The organism is Streptomyces sp. BHT-5-2 (assembly GCF_019774615.1).
Lineage (GTDB): Bacteria > Actinomycetota > Actinomycetes > Streptomycetales > Streptomycetaceae > Streptomyces.
Window position 1 is genome coordinate 760,737 of the sequence record NZ_CP081497.1, and the last position, 16,804, is coordinate 777,540.

The window sequence follows — 16,804 nt, forward strand, 5'->3', positions numbered from 1 at the left end:
GATGTCGTATCTCAACAACACCGAGGTCGACTCGGCGTTGACGAACCTGTCGGGGGCCTACCCGACGCTCTGCGAGGTGGTCGACCTGCCCGAGCGGTCGGTCGAAGGCGTTGCCTGTCGTGCCCTCCGCCTGGGTGCCGCTCCGGCCGGCAGTCGTGACTGCGTGGTGCTCATCGGGGGTGTGCACGCCCGTGAATGGGGCAGTTGCGAAATCCTGGTCTTCTTCGCCGCCGACCTGCTCAGGGCGTACAGCACGCACTCCGGACTGGCCTACGGTGCGAAGAAGTACACCGCGGCCCAGGTGAAGGCGATGCTGGACGACCTGGAGCTCGTGGTCTTCCCGCTCGTCAACCCGGACGGCCGAAGGTACAGCCAGGACGTCGAGCCGATGTGGCGGAAGAACCGCAACCCGGCCTATGGGAACGGCGAGGGTGACTGTGTGGGCGTCGACATCAACCGCAACTTCGACTTCCTCTTCGACGCCGCGACGGCCTTCGCGCCCACCGCGGGCGTGCGGGTGTCGACCGATCCCTGCGACCCGCAGCTGTACCACGGCCCGGGGCCGTTCTCCGAGCCCGAGACGCGTAACGTCCGGTGGCTGCTGGACGCCTTTCCGTGGACCCGGTGGTTCATCGACGTGCACAGCTTCTCGGAGGACATCCTCTATGTCTGGGGCGACGACCAGGACCAGTCCGACAATCCGTCGATGAACTTCCTCAACCATGCCTTCGACGGAGTGCGGGGGGACGCCGACGACGCCCGGTACCGCGAGTTCATCCCCGGGATCGACTTCGAGCACGAGACCGGACTCGCCCGGGACTTCCGGGACGGCCTGCACGGCGTCCGCGGCAGGTCGTACACCGCCAAGTCGGGCTTCGACCTGTATCCCACCTGCGGGACCAGCGACGACTACGCGTACGGCCGGCACTTCGTCGACCCGTCGAAGGAGCGGATCCTCGCCTACACCATCGAGTGGGGCACGGAGTTCCAGCCGCCCTGGAACGAGATGGAGAACATCATCAAGGACGTCGACGCGGGGCTCGCGCAGTTCTGCGTCAAGGCACCGTCCACGGTTGCGATGCCCACCGTGGCGGCCTGAGCGAACCGACGCTGCCCCGGATACGACAGATACGGCCAACAGATACGGCCATGGGCGCTGTCCCGGGCCGGCGGGGTGGAGGCCGGCCCGGGGTGGTTGCGGTACGGCCCTGGTGCGGGCCGTGCCGGCCCCTGGTCGGGGCTATGCGGGTATGCGTTGCTGGCGGCGGAACGCCTGTTGGGCCAGGGCGTCGCCGGCGGGGAGGACCGCACTGTCCTTCTCGACGGCCAGGCCCTCGGTTTCGCCGGACATCTCGGGGCGGTGCCCGCCGCTGGGCGCGACCAGGTGCCTGGCGTACGGCGAGTCGGGGTGGGCGGCCAGCACCCGTACCCGGCCGTCGCCGGAACCGCGCGGGGCGACCGGGACGACCGCCACCGACAGGCCGTTGCTGTCCTGGACGAACAGGTTGAAGTCGTCGAAGCGGAAGTAGTCGATGTCCACGATCGGCTTCGGGTAGTGGTGGTAGCCGGCCGCCGTCGGGAGCACTCCGGAGTGGGTCCCGGCAGGCAGCGGCACCGAGGCGTTGAAGATCGAGTCCGTCCAGTTGGCGACCTGCTCGGCGGTCTGTATCGGCGTGTTCAGGAGATCCTCGCCGTCGTGGTAGCCGAACGACGCATAGCCGGGCAGCGTGTCCGGGAACGCGGCGACCACGCGGGCCGCGAGCTGGCGGATCTGGTCCACCTTGGCCGGGTCCGCGCAGAACTGCGCCGACCACTCGACGCCCATCAGCGTCAACAGGCACATCCACCCGTCGTGGTCCTTCACCCAGACACCGCCGCCGTGGTGGTCCTGATACGGGCCGGGGGAGAACGTCCAGTCACCGACGGTGTCGACGAGCTTGTTCATCAACGCCCGACTGGCTTTGTAGCCCGGGCTGTCGGTGCGCTGCGGGTGGTCCGCCACGGATATCGTCCATGGGTGGTTTTCGTGCTCGGTGTGGGTATCCGCTGCCGCCTGGCCCGCTGCCGTGTTCTGGTTCCCTGATGTGGTCTTCATGGTGCTCTCCGTCCGAGGGCCGGGAGATGCACGGAGAGAAGGGGGAAACGGCTCGTCGGGCCGCCCGTCCTGCGCCAACTCCCGGAATGCGGCGACGGTATGAGTCGCCCTCTCTAGCAAATGCTACCGCTGTTCGCCCTGCCCGGAACGGGCTCCTCGGCCCCTCTCTGGCGGCGACTGGGGTGTCACGTGCGGTAGTTGTCGCCCGGCGGAGGAAGGCGTTGGCGGTTCTTTCGCGGCGTATTGGAGAATTGGAGAGGGGGGAATGCTGTTATCGCGACTCGATTTCCCGTGAATGGCGGTGCAATGGCGATGCCGGCCGGCGCGCGAAATGGCGAGCGGTGATGATTCAGGAAAGCGGATCGTCCAGTCGGCCCGGATCGGTGGCGATCGATTCCCAGAACTCCGCATGGGCGCGTTCGTGCAGTACGCCGAGGCGCAGCAATCGGGCCCGGGATCGCTCTCGTGAATCCTTTCCGGGGTCGAGTTCGGCGCGCAGCGAGGTGTAGTGCGCGAGCCACTTCCGGTGCCGCTCGGCCTGACGGGCGGCGAGCGCGACGATGTCCGACGGGTCGCCGAGGTCGGCGAAGAAGAGCTTGAGTTGGGCCGGGTCGCGGGTCTCCGCCTCGGCGGTGTCGGGGTCGGCCAGCCAGCGGCCCAGCGCGGTGCGGCCGGCGGCGGTGAGATGGAAGATCCGGCGGCGCCGCCCGGTGGTCTCGGCCTCCTCCCGCAGCAGGCCGGCCTCGGCCAGTTCGGGCGGGATCCGGTAGAGCTGCGCGTGCAGGATGGGCCAGAAGGGCTGGATGTCGTCCTCGACGCGTGCCTTGAGCTCGTACGGCGTCATCGGTCCGTGCCGGGCGATCAGGCCCAGTACGACGTACCTGGCCGGGCTGTACTCCGCCATCGTTCCCTCGTCGTTCCCTCTGTCTGATCCGTTTCCTTGACATGGTCTCATTGAGACCGTACCTTCCATCTCGTTGCGACCATATCAATGAGATGATGTCGGGAAGGGCGGGCCGAGTCGTATCGCCGCAGCCGCGATGCGGCCCCCTGGTTGCCCACCCGGCCGACTGCCCGCCTGCCGAAGAACGGGGACGAATACCGCATGAATGCCCAAACCAACTCGACGCACCTCGCCGTACACCCGGAACTGGCCGACGTCCTCGCCGCGTTGCCCGAGCGCCCGGAGAATCCGTACACCGACGTCGCGGCGCTCCGGGCCGACTTCCGCAGGCTGATGGCGCCGTCGATGCCCGCGCACGACCCCCGCGTCACCGTCCGGCACGCCGCCCTGTCCGGCCCGGACGGCAACACCCTGGACGTCCAGGTGCTCCGCCCCGCCGGCGCGACGGGCGTACTGCCCGGCGTGCTCTACCTCCACGGCGGCGGTTTCGTCTACGGAGAGCTGGACGGGCCCGGTCCCATGGCGCGCGAGGCATGCGCCGCGGCCGGTGCGGTCGTGGTCGACGTCCGCTACCGCCTGGCCCCCGAACACCGTTACCCCGCGGGCGTCGAGGACTGCTACGCCACCTTGGAGTGGATGGCCGCACACGCCGCGGAACTGGGTCTGGACGCCGACCGGATCGCCGTCACCGGGGCCTCCGCGGGCGGCAATCTCGCTGCCGCGGTCTGCCTCATGGCCCGTGACCGCCGAGGCCCCGGCATCGCCTGGCAGGGGCTCCTCATCCCGTGCCTGGACGACCGCCTCCGCACCACCTCCGCGCGGCGGATCACCGATCGCCGGATCACCAACTCCGTGAGGCTGGCGCACACCTGGGACACGTACCTCGGCCCCGACCGGGCCCCGTACACCCCCGCCTACGCCGCGCCCGCCCGGGCCACCGACCTCTCGGGCCTCCCACCCGCCTACGTCCTCACCTGCGGACTCGACCCGCTGCGCGACGAGGGACTGGACTACGCCCGCCGGCTCACGGAGGCCGATGTCCCCGTCGAGACCAAGGACGTCCCCGGTGCCTGGCACTTCTTCGAGGGCTACGCACCGCACACCGAACTGGCCCGCCGCACCACCGCACACTGGCTGGCCGCCCTGCGCGCGGCCCTGACGTCCACATCGCGGACACCGGCCGCGCGGGCCTGACCTCCGCGGATCCGACCGCATCAGGGCCGGGTGTCCGCCACGTCACACCGCGCCAGACATCCGGCCCGCATCGGACGTGCGGAATTGGGCAGGTGGTCAGGATCCGCTCCGGCTACGGTGGGCCCTGCCCCGCGTCCGCCGCGACCGCCGGCGGACGGGGAAAGGGCGTAAGGGACGAGGAAGGACGAGGAATGGAACTGACCGCACTCACGCACGCCGAGCTGTCCGAGCGACGCACCGCGCTCCGCGACGAACACCGGCGCCTCAAGGAGCGGGGCCTGCGCCTGGACCTGACCCGCGGCAAGCCGTCCGCCGAGCAACTGTCCCTGGCCAAGCCCCTGTTGGGTCTTCCGGGTGCCGACGAAGGCCACGCCGCCCAGGACGGTACGGACTGCCGCAACTACGGCGGGCTGCACGGCCTGCCGGAACTGCGGGCGACGTTCTCCGGGCCGCTCCAGGTGCCGGCCGAGCAGCTGGTGGCCTTCGGCAACTCCAGCCTTGAGCTGATGTACGAGTGCATGGTGGACGCCGTGCTGTTCGGCGTACCGGGTTCCACCGCGCCCTGGCCGCGGGAGGGCCGCACGGCCGTGCTGTGTCCCGTACCCGGCTACGACCGGCACTTCGCGCTCTGCGAGAAGCTCGGCATAGACATGATCCCGGTGCCGATGACCGGGACCGGCCCGGACCTGGACGAGGTCGAACGCCTCGTCGCCGACGAGCGGGTCAAGGGCATCTGGTGCGTACCGAAGTACAGCAACCCCACGGCCGTCACCTACTCCGCCGAGACGGTGCGGCGCCTGGCCGCGATGGAGACCGCCGCCCCCGACTTCCGCATCTTCTGGGACAACGCCTACGCCGTGCACCGCTTGGCGGGCGAGGACGAGCCCCTGGCGGACGTCCTCGGCCTGTGTGCCGAGCACGGCCACCCCGACCGGGCGTTCGTCTTCGGCTCGACCTCGAAGATCACCATGGCCGGCAGCGGTGTCGCCTTCTTCGGCTCCTCGCCCGCCAACGTCGCCTGGCTGCTCGGCCACCTCTCGAAGCGGACCATCGGACCCGACAAGGTCAACCAGCTGCGGCACGCCCGCTTCCTGCCCGACGCGTCCGCCGTGGACGCCCACATGGAACGGCACGCCGCCGTGCTGCGGCCCAAGTTCGAACTGGTCGACACCGTGCTGGAGAAGCGGCTCGGCGGCACCGGGATCGCCTCCTGGACCCGGCCCCGGGGCGGCTACTTCGTGAGCCTGGACGTCCCGGACGGCTGCGCGGCCCGCGTGGTGGAGCTGGCCGGCGACGCCGGCATCGCCCTGACGCCCGCCGGGGCCACCTTCCCGCTCGGCAAGGACCCCCGGGACCGCAACATCCGCATCGCGCCCAGCTACCCCGGCCCCGACGAGCTGCTCGACGCCGTGGAGGGCCTGGCCCTGTGCGTCGAACTCGCCGCCGTGGAGGGGCTGTTGACGTCCTCCGGCGACCCGGCCTGAGTCGACGGGCCGGCCGCCGGCTGCCGCGGCGCCGCGTCGGCCCGGGGTGATCGGGAGGACGCCGGCCGCGCCCGTGGCGGGTGTCGTCGTGTGCGGCATCCGGCCGGGCACGCTGGGTGGTTGGCGGCACACATTGCGGAACGGCGGCAGGTCCGGCCGGTCCGGGTGGCGCCGTCGGGTGCGGCGGTCGTAGCCTTCTCCGCAGAGAGAGGCAGCGACAGCCCCGCGGGGACGTGTTCGGGCCGTGACGGCGACCGCACCCTGCGTCGCAGCCGGTGTCCTAGGTGTCCACGCCGCGCGACGCGGCTGAGGAGCGGTTATGCGAGTTCACAGGGCAACGGCAGCACTCATGGTCTGTGCCGGGGCGGCGCTGGCTATGGCCACCGCACCGGCCTCCGTCTCCGCGGCCGCCACGCCGCCCGGCGCCGAGCGCGTGGCGGTCATCGACTGCGTGGGGAAGGCCCAGGAGCGCCCCGGCAGCTTCATCCTCGCCTGCGGCGACGGCAACAACGTTCTGAAGTCCCTGCGTTGGTCGCACTGGACGTCCCGGTCCGCGGCGGCGGTCGGCACGGACATGGTCAACGACTGCCGGCCGTACTGCGCCGCGGGCCACTTCCACGGCTACCCGGTCCGGGTGCGCCTCGACAGCCCGCAAGCCCGGTCCGGGCACTCCGGGCAGCAGCACTACACCCGGGTGACGTTGACCTACCCCGCCGACCGGCCGGCCGGCACGCCCCGGGTCGTCACCACACAGCTCTGGAGCTGACGGGGGCGGCACCGACCCCGGGTGCCGGTACCCGTGCCGCAGGGGCGGTTCACTTCAACCGGCCCGCCTTGTAGGGCTGTTCGCCAGCCGGCCTTGGTGCGGGGCCTGCCCGGCCCGTTGTCCCGCCAGCCGGCCGCCGCCAGCAAGTTGCCCTGCGCGGTCGGTGTCGCGCTTCCCGTACGCACCTGAATTGTCCTGGTAGCCCTCCTGGTTGGGCATGAAGAAGTGGTTGCCGAGGACCCGGCCCGGCCATGCCGTGGCGAAGCTCTCCGGGGTGGCGTTGAGCGAGGCCGGCAGCAGCGGGTCGAACCGCCGCTGCCAGTCGGCGTACGGGGTGGCGAAGGTGACCGTGACCTCCTGGTCGTCGGCAGCCCGGGCCACGTCGGACATCTGGGGGCAGCCGCTGGTGTCCGCGGCGGCGAACCGCCTGTCCGAACCGCTCAGCGCCTGCCACCGGGCCGCGAAGTCCCGCCGGCCCAACGGCTTTCCGTCGGACCACTTCGCCTTCGGGTCCAGGCGGTAGCGGACCACCTGCGGACGGGTGGAGACGACCTCGGCGACCACAGGCAGTGAGCACCACGGCGGTCGACAGGGTCACGACGGCCAACGCCATGGCGCTGCGGGCCCGGTTCATACGGCGGTTCCTCTCGGTGGACGAGCGCCGCACGACCGCGGCACACAGGCACCGTAATCCGGTCCAGACCTTTCCAAAGAGCCAGTTCAGGGCATTTATCAAGGCTGCAATGAAGGGTTCACGCAACGGACCGGCGTCCGGCGGACGGTGCGGTAGCGTCTGGCCGCACCGCTTCCCGCGAAGGATGCCCACCCGCGATTCCCACCTCGTCAAACGCCTGGGTCATTACGCTCTGTGGCCGGCCCCGGCCGTCGTCATCTCCTACGTCCTGTCCTCGCTGGCCCTCTCGCCGCGCGGCTACTTCGAATCCGGGCCGCCGCAGCTCCACAAGAGCCAGGCGCCCCGCCCACACCCACCACCCAAGGGAACGAGCACCATGCACCACCACACCACCCCATGCCTCGCACCCCGACGTCCCGCGTCCCGACGCCGGACGCTCCTCACCGCCGGCGCCGTCGCCCTCACCCTCCTCGTCGCGGGTTGCGGCACCTCCGGAACCGACGCCCACCGCATCCGGGTCGGCGTCAGCGGCGACGCCGCCGAATGGGACGTCCTGGCCAAGGAGGCGAAGAAGCGAGGACTCGACGTCGAGGTGGTGCCCTTCGACGACTACTCCCTCCCCAACAAGGCACTCGCCGCCGGCGACATCGAACTGAACGCCTTCCAACACCTGGTGTTCCTCGCCCAGTCCAACACCGAGAACGGCACCGACATCGTGCCGCTCGCCCCCACCACCGTCGTCCCCATGGGCCTGTACTCCAAAAAGGCCGAGCGGCTCACCGACCTCCCCGACGGCGCACGCATCGCCCATCCCAACGACCCCGCCAACGAAGGCCGCGCCCTGCGACTGCTGGCCCGTGCCAAGCTGATCGAACTGAAACCGGGCACCGGCCTCTACGCCACCGCCGACGACATCAGCGCCAACCCCCACCACCTGCGGTTCACCCCCGTCAACGCACAGCAGACGCCCCGGCTGCTCGCCGACGTGGACGCAGCCGTCATCAACGACGGCGTCGCCGCCCTCTCCGGAATCCGCGCGGAGACCGCCCTGTTCAAGGACGATCCGCACAGCCCGGACATCCGCCCCTACCTGAACGTCATCGCCGCCCGCGCCGCGGAGCGGGACAACCCCGACTACGCCGAGATCGTCAAGCTCTACGCCGGCAAGGCGGTACAGGACGAGGCCCGACGCAACTCCAACGGCACCGCGGTCCACCTCGACCTCTCCGCCACCGAACTGGCCGGAGAACTGGCCCGCGTGGCCAAGCAGCTCAAGGGGGCCTCGTGACCGCTCACCAGTCACCGGCACCACCACGTGGCCGCGTCACCTCACAGGGCACCCGAGTCGTCGACCGCAGCAACGACCACATCGTCGAACTCCGCGACATCAGCAAGGAGTTCACCGGCGGCACCCTCGCCGTCGACCGGGTCACGCTCGCCGTCGAACCGGGCGGTGTCTTCGGCATCGTCGGCCACAGCGGCGCCGGCAAGTCCACCCTGCTGCGCCTGATCAACCTGCTGGAGACCCCCACCACCGGCACCGTCACGGTCGACGGACAGGACCTCACCGCCCTCGGCAGTCGTCAACTCCGCGCCGCCCGCCGGGACATCGGCATGGTCTTCCAGCAGTTCAACCTCTTCCGCCCCCGCACCGTCCTCGGCAACGTCGCCTACCCGCTGCGGCTGTCCGGCGCCTCCCGGACACAGGCCCGGGACCGGGCACAGGAGGCCCTGCGTTTCGTCGGACTCGCCGACCAGGCACGGCGCTATCCCGAACAGCTCTCCGGCGGCCAGCGGCAGCGCGTCGGCATCGCCCGCGCCCTGGCGACCCGCCCCCGCCTCCTCCTCTGCGACGAGGCCACCTCGGCCCTCGACCCGCAGACCACCCAGGAGGTACTGGCCCTGCTGCGGCGGATCAACGACGAACTCGGCGTCACGATCGTGCTCATCACCCACGAGATGGCGGTCGTGCGGGCGCTCTGCGACCGGATGGCGGTCATGGACGCCGGACGGATCGTGGAAACCGGCCCGGTCCGCGAGCTGTTCGCCGCCCCGCAGCACCCCACCACCCGCGCCTTCGTCCGCAGCGCCGTCCAGGCATCACCACTCCTCGACCTGCTCCCCGCGGCACTGCGCAGACACGGTGTGGACGAGGCCGTCGCCGCATCGGTGCTGGCGGAGGTGAGCACATGATCCAGCAGGACTGGGGCCTGCTCTGGCCCAAGATCGCCGAAGCCACCGGCGAGACGCTGTACATGGTGCTGGCCACCCTCGCCCTCGCCGGCGTCCTCGGCCTGGTCGTCGGACTGGCCCTCTACGCCACCCGCAAGGGCGGCCTCCTCCAACAGCGGGTCGTCTTCGCCGTCCTGAGCACACTGGTCAACATCGTCCGGCCGGTGCCCGCCCTGATCGCCATCGTCGTACTCTCCCCGATGACACGGGAGTTGATCGGCACCGCGGTGGGCACCGACGCGGTGATCCTCCCCATGACGGTCATCGCCACGTTCGGGGTGGGCCGCATCGTGGAGAGCAATCTCCTCGCCGTCGAGCCCGGCGTGATCGAGGCGGCCCGCGCGATGGGCACCGGACCCGTACGCATCCTGCTGACGGTACTGGTGCCCGAAGCGCTCGGGCCGCTGATCCTCGGCATGACGTTCATGCTGGTGGCACTGATCGACTTCTCGGTCATCGCCGGCACGGTCGGCGGCGGGGGAGTCGGCAATCTCGCCATCACCCACGGCTATCTGCGCTTCGACACGGGTGATGGTGGTGACCGTCGTCATCCTCATCGTGCTGGTCCAGGCGGCCCAACTGCTCGGCAACTTCCTGTCGCGCAAGGTCCTCAGGCGCTGAGACCGACCGCCGCGCACGACGGCCTGGCCACGGGCGGCCACGGCCAGGCCGTCGCACCCCACCAGGACGGCGTCTTCGGCCTGCCGGCCGACCTCCGCCACCCGCCCGCACCTGGTCCCCACCTGCACCGATGCCATCAGGCAGGTCAAGCACACCAGGCGCAGCGGCCGGACCGAGAAGACCTGTACACCACCGAGCACTACCAGGACTACCGGAAGACCCGCAGGGGCACCGAGACCTACCGGCGGGTGGTCCGGCCGGAGCGCTGGTGCGTGAAACTGGACGACGTCAGCGGCGATCCCAAGAAGGACGACGTCTGGAACCGCGTCACCTCCGCCATCTGGTGCCGGGCACTCGGCACCGACGCCCATGCCCGCCTGCGGCTTCGCCCCGACCGGAACCGGTTGCCGAACCGAACCAGGCGGCCGTTCGCTCCGTACGGCCGCCTGCCTCGGCCCGGGTGCCTCAGAGCGTCCGGCCGAAGAGATCCAGCAGCGCCCGCCAGTGCCGCTCGGCCGCCTCCGGGTTGTACACCGCGGTGTCCTTCTGGGTGTACCCGTGGTGGGCGCCCTCGTACAGCTCGCTGCGGTACCGCACCCCGGCGGCGTCCAGGGTCCGCTCCAGCGTCTTGATCTGCTCGGGCGTCATCGACGTGTCCTCGTCGGCGTGACCGAAGTACAGCTCCGCCGTGATGCGGTCGGCGAGCCGGTGCGGACTGTCCTCGGCGTCGGTGACCACCCGGCCGGCGTGGAAGGCGGCCGCGGCCGCGATCCGGTCCGGGTACGCCGCGGCGGTACGGATGGCCAGCACACCACCCATGCAGTAACCGGTGGTGCCCACCGGACCGTCCGCGACCAGGGGCGACGCGGACAGCCAGTCGAGATACACACCGGCGTCCCGCATCGCCACGTCCGGGGTGAGGGCCTGCAGGATCGGGCCGAGCTTGGCGAAGATCTCGGGCCGCTCGGTCAGGTCGATGTGCTCCGGCAGCTCCACCACCGGCGCGCGCCCGGCGCGGTGGACGACATTGGGCATCAGCACCGTGTATCCGTGTCCGGCCAGGCGCCGGGCCATCTCCTGCAGCGCGGGGCGCACCCCGAAGGCGTCCATGTACAGCAGGACGCCGGGGTGCGGAGCGCCGTCGTCGGGGTGGGCGAGATAGGCGTCGGCGGTCCCGTCCGGTGTGGGCAGGTCGATCGATTCACCATGCACGTTGGTCATCTTCACACCTTTTCTCAGACATCCGGGCGACGCACCACAAGCGGCCGCCCCTCCACCGACCGGCTTCACGGCCGGCGGACCTCCACACGGTAACCCCTTGCCGCGTACAACTTCCGCCCAGGGAGCCCGGGTAGGGGTTCCCGGACCGTACGCGGGCAGGGGTGCGAGGACGTACGGGTCGGGAACCGGCGGCGGAACCTCGTGCCCGGCCCGTGCCTGGCGGAGCGGACCTGACGTCGCGTCAGGCATCTGCTCCGTCCACAGTCCCCGCGTACCGGCGGACAACCGGTGCCAGATAGTCCACGCACGGCCCGTCCAGGCCCGCCAGCTCTTCCGGCGCGCGCACCAGGCGGATCCGGTCGAGTTCCGGTGCGCGCCCCTGCGCCGCCTCCGACGAGGCGACCGCCGCATACCGTTCGAGCAGCCAGGACGCCGGCCGGACGGGCGCGCGGAACAGTACCCCGACACTTCTGCGCACCCCGCGCGTGACCAGCCACAGGCTCAGTTCCTCGGGTGACGCCTCGTGCCCGGTCTCCTCGGCCAGTTCCCGGGCGGCGTACCACCGGAGCGTTGCGAGATCGAGCGTCACGTGGGGAGCGGGTGGTTCGAGGGAGCCGCCGGGCAGCTGCCAGCGCCCCGGCGCGGCCGTCCACGAGGACTGCCGACCCACCAGCATCCGTCCGTCGTCCGAGGGCTGCACCACGGCGACGAACAGGCCCGGCAGCCATGCCGTGACGCCCGGGACCCGGCGCACGGCGTAGTGCCGGTAGGTCGTCCGCACCCAGGAGACGACCACACCGTCGGGGCCCTCCTGCGCCAGGCCCGCACATGCCACCACCGGCCCGTCGAACAGGCTCGGGTTGGCCCGCACCGCCGCGTCCCAGGCACGGTCCATGACCAGCCGTTCGTCGGACGACAACCCCGGTGCGGGGACTTCCACCAGCCGCACCCGCCGCACCTCCAGCACCTCCGCGCCGGAGGCGGCACCCGAGGACGACTCCGTCACGACCGCACCTCCCCACGCCGCGGTCCGGCCGCACCCGCCGCCCACCATGGTTCGAGTGGAGCAGCGCCTCGAATCCGACGGCGAAGTTCCAGGCCGGCACCATGACGGCGAGTACGGCAGGCGATCTCGAAGAGCGGCAGCAGCATGTCCACAGGATCGCGCACCGCGCCGTGGTGGTGATGCCCTCGCGGCCGGGTCGTGCCGTGGGAACGCCCGCCGTCCGGGTGAGGACAGGCGGGCGGGAAGGTATCGTGGGCGCACCGGACCGGGCGGGAACTCAACCCCTGCAAAGCTTCCAACTGGGCTGGTTCATAGGGGAGTTGCGAGGGCGAGCGGCACGCTGACGGCGCGCCGGCAGGCACGCCGCGGATCGGGTCGGGGAGTGGCTGGGGCGTGCGGGCCCGCCGGTGGGGTGATCCACGCGGCAGGCACGCACCCACGCCGTGTCCGGCGGTGTCAGGCAGCCGCGTAGGTACCCCGACCCGGGCGGGTGACCAGGTCGGTCTTCTTCACGGCCCGGTCCAGGGTGTTCCGCACGGACTCGATCTGGCCCGGGGTGGCATCCCGGCCCAGTGCCGTGTTGATGTCCCGGGGACGCATCGGCTCGCCGGCCTTCTTCAGCACCTCCAACGCGGCGTCCAGCAGGCTGCCGGACTCCTGCTCCGCCGCGCCCGGCTGCTTGGCCGCGACGGCAGGCTTGGTGGCTGCCTTCTTCGCCCTGGGCTTCGCCGCCGCGGGCTTCTTGGCGGCCGCCTTCTTCGCCGGGCGACGCTTGGTACGGGGCGACGTCGCAGTTCGCGGCTGCGGAACGACGGACGCCTCGACGGCAGGCTCCGCAACGGCCTCCGCTCCGGGCTCGGCCGCAACCGCCGCCGAGGCCACCTCGGCGCCAGTCGCGTCGGCCGACACTCCGGCGAAGGCCGAGCCGGCGGCCACGGGCTGCCTGTCGGAGTGATCGGCGCTGGTCAAGACACGAAGGTGTTCCAGGGCACTGCGGGCGGAAGTCGCCTGCTGCACCACGGCGTCGAGTTGGTTGCGAAGGTGCCGCTCCTGCTCTTCGAGCTCGGGCAGCACGCCTTCGAGATTCTGGATGGTCTGATGGAGAACGGACTCAGTCATGTGTTTCCTAACCTCACGGGGGAATGAGATTCCAGTCACCATACGCCCAACGACCGTGAGGCGGGAGAGGGGACGGCCTTGCAGTGACGAACTGACCGACTCGTGACCTGGTATCGAAGGCCGATCCCTGACTGTGGGAGATGCTTCGGGCATAGGACCGTCGGCTGACTGGAAGTGCCCGGGCCGGTGGCGATACCCGCGGGAGCCGTGCGGCAACTGGTGCCTTGGCGGAAGTCGGCGGCAGTCGGGGCCAACGCGCCGCCTGCGCCCGGCCGGTGTTCGGGGCGCACCTCAGGCGGCCCGGGTTCCATAGGCGTTCAGGCGTGCGACGCGTACGTCCCGCGTGTGCGGAGCCGGTGCCGATTCAGTCGTCCGGGGTCTGCGCCAAGCGGAGCGCGTTGTCCTGAACCCGGCGCAACAGGCGCTGCAACTGGTCGCGTTCGGTTGCGCCAAAACCTGCGTAGAGGGCCTCCTCGGCCCGTTCCTCAACGGCCCACAGGGCGGCGATGGCCTGCCTGCCCTGGGCGGTGAGGACGAAGTCGGCAGGGTCGTCCGCGGCGGGCTCGACATGTCCGCGGTCGAGCAACGGCGCGACCGCGTCCCGCACTTCCGCCGAACCGGCACCGATATCGCGGCCCAGTCGTTCGAGCGGCGTGCGCAGTTCGCAGGCGAGCACCATCAACGGCACCGCTAGGAATCGGATGCCTGGGCCGGCGCCGGGAGATGGGCGACCGCCAGCCAGTCCACCGGTTTCGCGGCTCCGGTGATCTTGCGCAGCAGCCCTGCGCGCACGGGGGGACGGGCACCTGCGCGTCGTTGAGCTCCTGGTACGGGCGCCGGTCGGCGGTCGCGGCGTCCACCGTCGTCAGCGCGTACGCCAGGCGTGCGCCGGCGGCCCGCGACTGGCGGATCAGACCCGCTCCCTCGACCAGGCAGGGACCGGCGGCGTTTCGGCGGCGAGAGCCGCGGTGAGGCGTGCGGATTCCGTCGGGCGTCGGGCGTCGAGTGTCAGACGTCGGTCACGACCCGTTCGGTGATCAGTTCGGCCAACTGCCGTGCGGGAGCAGTGGGGTTGACGGGGTGGACGAGCTCCGTGCGATGGACCAGGCGGGGTTCGGAAACGGTGATGGCGGCGACGCCCGGGAGGGTGGTTGCCACCGACAGCGGCAGTGCGGTCAGGCCGTGCCCGGCGGCAGCCAGGGCCGCCAGGCCGTGCAGGTCGGTGCCGCGGTGCCGGATCCGTGCCCCGAACCCCTCGGTGCGGCAGACCGCCCGCAGCCGGTCCAGGGGGACAGCGGTGTCGGGGGCGTCGATCCACTGTGCCTGGGACAGATCGGTCAGCCGCACCGCACGGCGCCGCGCCAGGGGGTGACCGTGCGGGAACAGCACCGACAGGGCCTCCTCGGCCGCCGCGAGCGTGACGGTGGGACCGAGATCGGGCATCGGGAGCGGATCGCTGGGGGCGGCCGCGCCGTCGACGAACCCGGCGTCGGCACGCCCGGTGAACACCTCCGCCAGCACCGCCTCCCGGCCCATGACCCGCACCTCCAACTCCAGCGCGTGGGTGGCGGCGCGCAGTTCGGCGAGAGCCTTCGCCACAGTGGGGGCGAGGGCCGCCGGCGAGCAGGCCACGGTCAGCCGGGTGGGTCGGTCCTGGTGCAGCCGGGCGATGTCCGCACGGGCGGCGTCCAGCCGCAGCAACAGGGCCGGGGCGTGTTCCATCAAGCGCGCTCCGGACGCTGTGGGCGCCACCGGCCGGCGCTCGACCAGCCGACTGCCCAAGTCGGTTTCCAGGGCGGCGATGTGCTGGGAGACCGCGGACTGGGTGTAACCGAGCGCCACCGCGGCACCGGAGAACGAGCGGTGGTCGACAACCGCAACAAAGGTGCGCAGCAGATGCGGATCCATGGACCGCAGTATCGCATCTGCATCAGAATCCCTTATCCGTAGTGCATGAATCATCGTTGGACCTGATGCCGCGGCGCACAGCAGGATGACTGCCATGAACGACAGGACATCCATCCCACGCGCCTCAGGCTCCCCACGTACCGCGGGCCCCGCACCCCTCGCTCCCGCCGCGCCGTCGGAGCGCAGCGCGCCCCTGGCCCGCCTCGCCCTCGTAGGCGACCGCTCCGAAGCCGTCCGCTCGCACCACCGCATCCCCGGCCTCCTCGACGCGCTCCGCGTCCGCGACGGACTCGACCTGGACGCCTACTGGATCCCCTCCGACGACGCGGACGAGGACCTGACCGGCTTCGACGCGATCTGGGTGCTGCCAGGCAGCCCCTACCGCAGCGAGGCCGGCGTCCTGGCCGCGATCCGCACGGCCCGCGAATCCGGCATCCCCTTCCTGGGCACCTGCGGCGGCTTCCAGCACGCGCTGCTGGAGTTCGCCCGCAACGTCTGTGGCCTGACCCGCGCCGGCCACGCCGAGAACGATCCGCACCTCGCCGAGGAGGACGCGGTGTTCATCCCGCTCGCCTGTTCACTCGTCGGCCATGAGGGAACCGTCGACGTCATCCCCGGCTCCCGCTCGGCCGCTCTGCTCGGCACCGAACGCACCCGGGCCCGCTACCACTGCAGCTACGCCCCCAACCCCCGCCACCTGGACGTGCTGCGCGCCCACGGGCTGGCCTTCACCGGGACCGACGCCGCGGGCGAGGTCCGCATCGCCGAACTGCCCGGCCACCCGTTCTTCCTCGCCACCCTCTTCCAGCCCGAACTGGACGGTGACGGCACCCGCGCCCACCCGCTGATCACCGGCCTGGCCACCGCCGCCGTCCAGCACGCCCGAACCCGGTGAACCCGAACGCCGGACGCGGCCGACCGGGCGCCCTCCTATATGCCTGGCTCCGCGCGTGCACCGTGCCGGACGCCCACGCCGGCAGCCCGCTGGCCCCCGCCCCGGACGCCGCACTCGCCGCCCTACGCGTGGACGGCACCGCCCACCTCACCAGCGCACCATCGGAACGAGCCGCGACCACGGACCGCGCCTGAGCCCGGCCAGTCCGGCCAGGTGTGTCCAGGTCGCCGCCGTGCGAGAGGAGGGGAGGGCAGCCACGGGGCGGTGCTCATCACCGTGAGGTGTGATGGAGCCGATACGACCCGGCAAGGTCCCGTACCTCCACCGAGGACACCACCTCGTGCGCCTCGTCCCCGGACAGATGCTTGCCGAGCAGGGCCAGCACATCCTCCGACAGCCGGCCCTTCAGCTCGTCCGGACGCCCCGGCAGCAGCCCGACGGCCACATGCACGAAGGCCACCTGCTCGCCCTCCTGGTCACCGACGTAGGTGTCCGCTGCCGGACGGAAGAAGGTCTTGCACACCCCCGCCGAGCCGCTCCCTTCGAGCACCATGGGGTGCAGCTCCCGCGCGAACGCCTGCCGGTCGAAGACGCCGGCCAGCTGTGCGGAGTAGTCGACGGTGATGTGGGGCATGGGGGACCTCTCGGATGCGTCTTCGCTATGCAACCATTTTCCGCCATGCACCGGACGGGCTGTGCCGAGCCCCGGTACTCACCCCCGTGCC

Annotated in this window: 17 protein-coding genes and 1 pseudogene; 9 read left to right on the forward strand and 9 right to left on the reverse strand. The window is 71.2% G+C overall.

Annotated features, from left to right (window positions below; translation table 11 throughout):
- The first annotated feature begins 1 nt into the window (after position 1).
- Positions 2-1,099, forward strand: a complete 1,098-nt coding sequence (locus tag K2224_RS31360; RefSeq protein ID WP_221910572.1) for a M14 family metallopeptidase — start codon at positions 2-4, stop codon at positions 1,097-1,099.
- 141 nt (positions 1,100-1,240) lie between these two features.
- Here K2224_RS31360 and K2224_RS31365 read toward each other — a convergent pair whose 3' ends face one another.
- Positions 1,241-2,095: a DUF6424 family protein gene (locus tag K2224_RS31365; protein ID WP_221910573.1), complete on the reverse strand. Its 855-nt coding sequence runs from the start codon at positions 2,093-2,095 to the stop codon at positions 1,241-1,243.
- 349 nt (positions 2,096-2,444) lie between these two features.
- Positions 2,445-2,999 carry a PadR family transcriptional regulator gene (locus tag K2224_RS31370; RefSeq protein ID WP_221910574.1) on the reverse strand — a complete coding sequence of 185 codons (555 nt, stop codon included), beginning with the start codon at positions 2,997-2,999 and terminating at the stop codon, positions 2,445-2,447.
- Between the two features lie 201 nt (positions 3,000-3,200).
- Between K2224_RS31370 and K2224_RS31375 the strand changes: the two genes are divergently transcribed.
- The 3 genes from K2224_RS31375 (at position 3,201) to K2224_RS31385 (ending at position 6,443) form a co-directional block, all read left to right on the forward strand.
- Positions 3,201-4,193, forward strand: a complete 993-nt coding sequence (locus K2224_RS31375; protein ID WP_221910575.1) for an alpha/beta hydrolase — start codon at positions 3,201-3,203, stop codon at positions 4,191-4,193.
- A gap of 191 nt (positions 4,194-4,384) precedes the next feature.
- The gene (locus K2224_RS31380; protein WP_221910576.1) at positions 4,385-5,677 is read left to right on the forward strand and encodes an aminotransferase class I/II-fold pyridoxal phosphate-dependent enzyme; all 1,293 of its coding nucleotides are present in this window, start codon (positions 4,385-4,387) and stop codon (positions 5,675-5,677) included.
- Between the two features lie 319 nt (positions 5,678-5,996).
- Entirely contained in the window at positions 5,997-6,443 is a 447-nt protein-coding gene (locus K2224_RS31385; RefSeq protein WP_260693580.1) for a hypothetical protein, read from the forward strand.
- A 54-nt stretch (positions 6,444-6,497) separates the two neighbouring features.
- Here K2224_RS31385 and K2224_RS31390 read toward each other — a convergent pair whose 3' ends face one another.
- Positions 6,498-7,007, reverse strand: a complete 510-nt coding sequence (locus K2224_RS31390) for an ABC transporter substrate-binding protein (protein ID WP_260693581.1) — start codon at positions 7,005-7,007, stop codon at positions 6,498-6,500.
- Between the two features lie 254 nt (positions 7,008-7,261).
- Here K2224_RS31390 and K2224_RS31395 point away from each other — a divergent pair, with 254 nt between their 5' ends.
- The 3 genes and pseudogenes from K2224_RS31395 (at position 7,262) to K2224_RS31405 (ending at position 9,930) form a co-directional block, all read left to right on the forward strand.
- Positions 7,262-8,365, forward strand: a complete 1,104-nt coding sequence (locus tag K2224_RS31395) for a MetQ/NlpA family ABC transporter substrate-binding protein (protein WP_260693582.1) — start codon at positions 7,262-7,264, stop codon at positions 8,363-8,365.
- A complete protein-coding gene (locus K2224_RS31400; RefSeq protein ID WP_399020566.1) occupies positions 8,362-9,270 on the forward strand; it encodes a methionine ABC transporter ATP-binding protein in 909 nt (302 codons plus the stop codon). Before K2224_RS31395 ends, K2224_RS31400 begins: the two co-directional genes overlap by 4 nt.
- Positions 9,270-9,930: pseudogene (locus K2224_RS31405) on the forward strand (methionine ABC transporter permease). The gene K2224_RS31400 and the pseudogene K2224_RS31405 overlap by 1 nt, the downstream one beginning before the upstream one ends.
- A 465-nt stretch (positions 9,931-10,395) precedes the next feature.
- Here the strand turns inward: K2224_RS31405 and K2224_RS31410 are convergent.
- From K2224_RS31410 to K2224_RS31430, 5 genes are all read right to left on the reverse strand, one after another.
- A complete protein-coding gene (locus K2224_RS31410) occupies positions 10,396-11,151 on the reverse strand; it encodes a dienelactone hydrolase family protein (protein ID WP_221910577.1) in 756 nt (251 codons plus the stop codon).
- Positions 11,152-11,392: 241 nt separating this feature from the next.
- Positions 11,393-12,157, reverse strand: coding sequence for an NUDIX hydrolase (locus K2224_RS31415; protein WP_260693583.1), 765 nt, complete (start codon positions 12,155-12,157; stop codon positions 11,393-11,395).
- 456 nt (positions 12,158-12,613) lie between these two features.
- Positions 12,614-13,276 carry a winged helix-turn-helix domain-containing protein gene (locus K2224_RS31420; protein ID WP_221910579.1) on the reverse strand — a complete coding sequence of 221 codons (663 nt, stop codon included), beginning with the start codon at positions 13,274-13,276 and terminating at the stop codon, positions 12,614-12,616.
- Between the two features lie 364 nt (positions 13,277-13,640).
- A complete protein-coding gene (locus K2224_RS31425) occupies positions 13,641-13,964 on the reverse strand; it encodes a hypothetical protein (RefSeq protein ID WP_221910580.1) in 324 nt (107 codons plus the stop codon).
- A gap of 320 nt (positions 13,965-14,284) precedes the next feature.
- Positions 14,285-15,184 (reverse strand): LysR family transcriptional regulator, encoded by a 900-nt coding sequence (locus K2224_RS31430; protein WP_221910581.1) that lies wholly within the window; start codon positions 15,182-15,184, stop codon positions 14,285-14,287.
- A gap of 85 nt (positions 15,185-15,269) precedes the next feature.
- Here K2224_RS31430 and K2224_RS31435 point away from each other — a divergent pair, with 85 nt between their 5' ends.
- On the forward strand, positions 15,270-16,079 hold the full coding sequence (locus K2224_RS31435) for a glutamine amidotransferase-related protein (RefSeq protein ID WP_399020573.1): 810 nt from the start codon (positions 15,270-15,272) through the stop codon (positions 16,077-16,079).
- A complete protein-coding gene (locus K2224_RS31440; RefSeq protein ID WP_221910582.1) occupies positions 16,076-16,273 on the forward strand; it encodes a hypothetical protein in 198 nt (65 codons plus the stop codon). Before K2224_RS31435 ends, K2224_RS31440 begins: the two co-directional genes overlap by 4 nt.
- Before the next feature lie 77 nt (positions 16,274-16,350).
- Here the strand turns inward: K2224_RS31440 and K2224_RS31445 are convergent, their stop codons facing one another.
- The gene (locus K2224_RS31445) at positions 16,351-16,713 is read right to left on the reverse strand and encodes a 5-carboxymethyl-2-hydroxymuconate Delta-isomerase (protein WP_221910583.1); all 363 of its coding nucleotides are present in this window, start codon (positions 16,711-16,713) and stop codon (positions 16,351-16,353) included.
- Positions 16,714-16,804 lie beyond the last annotated feature (91 nt).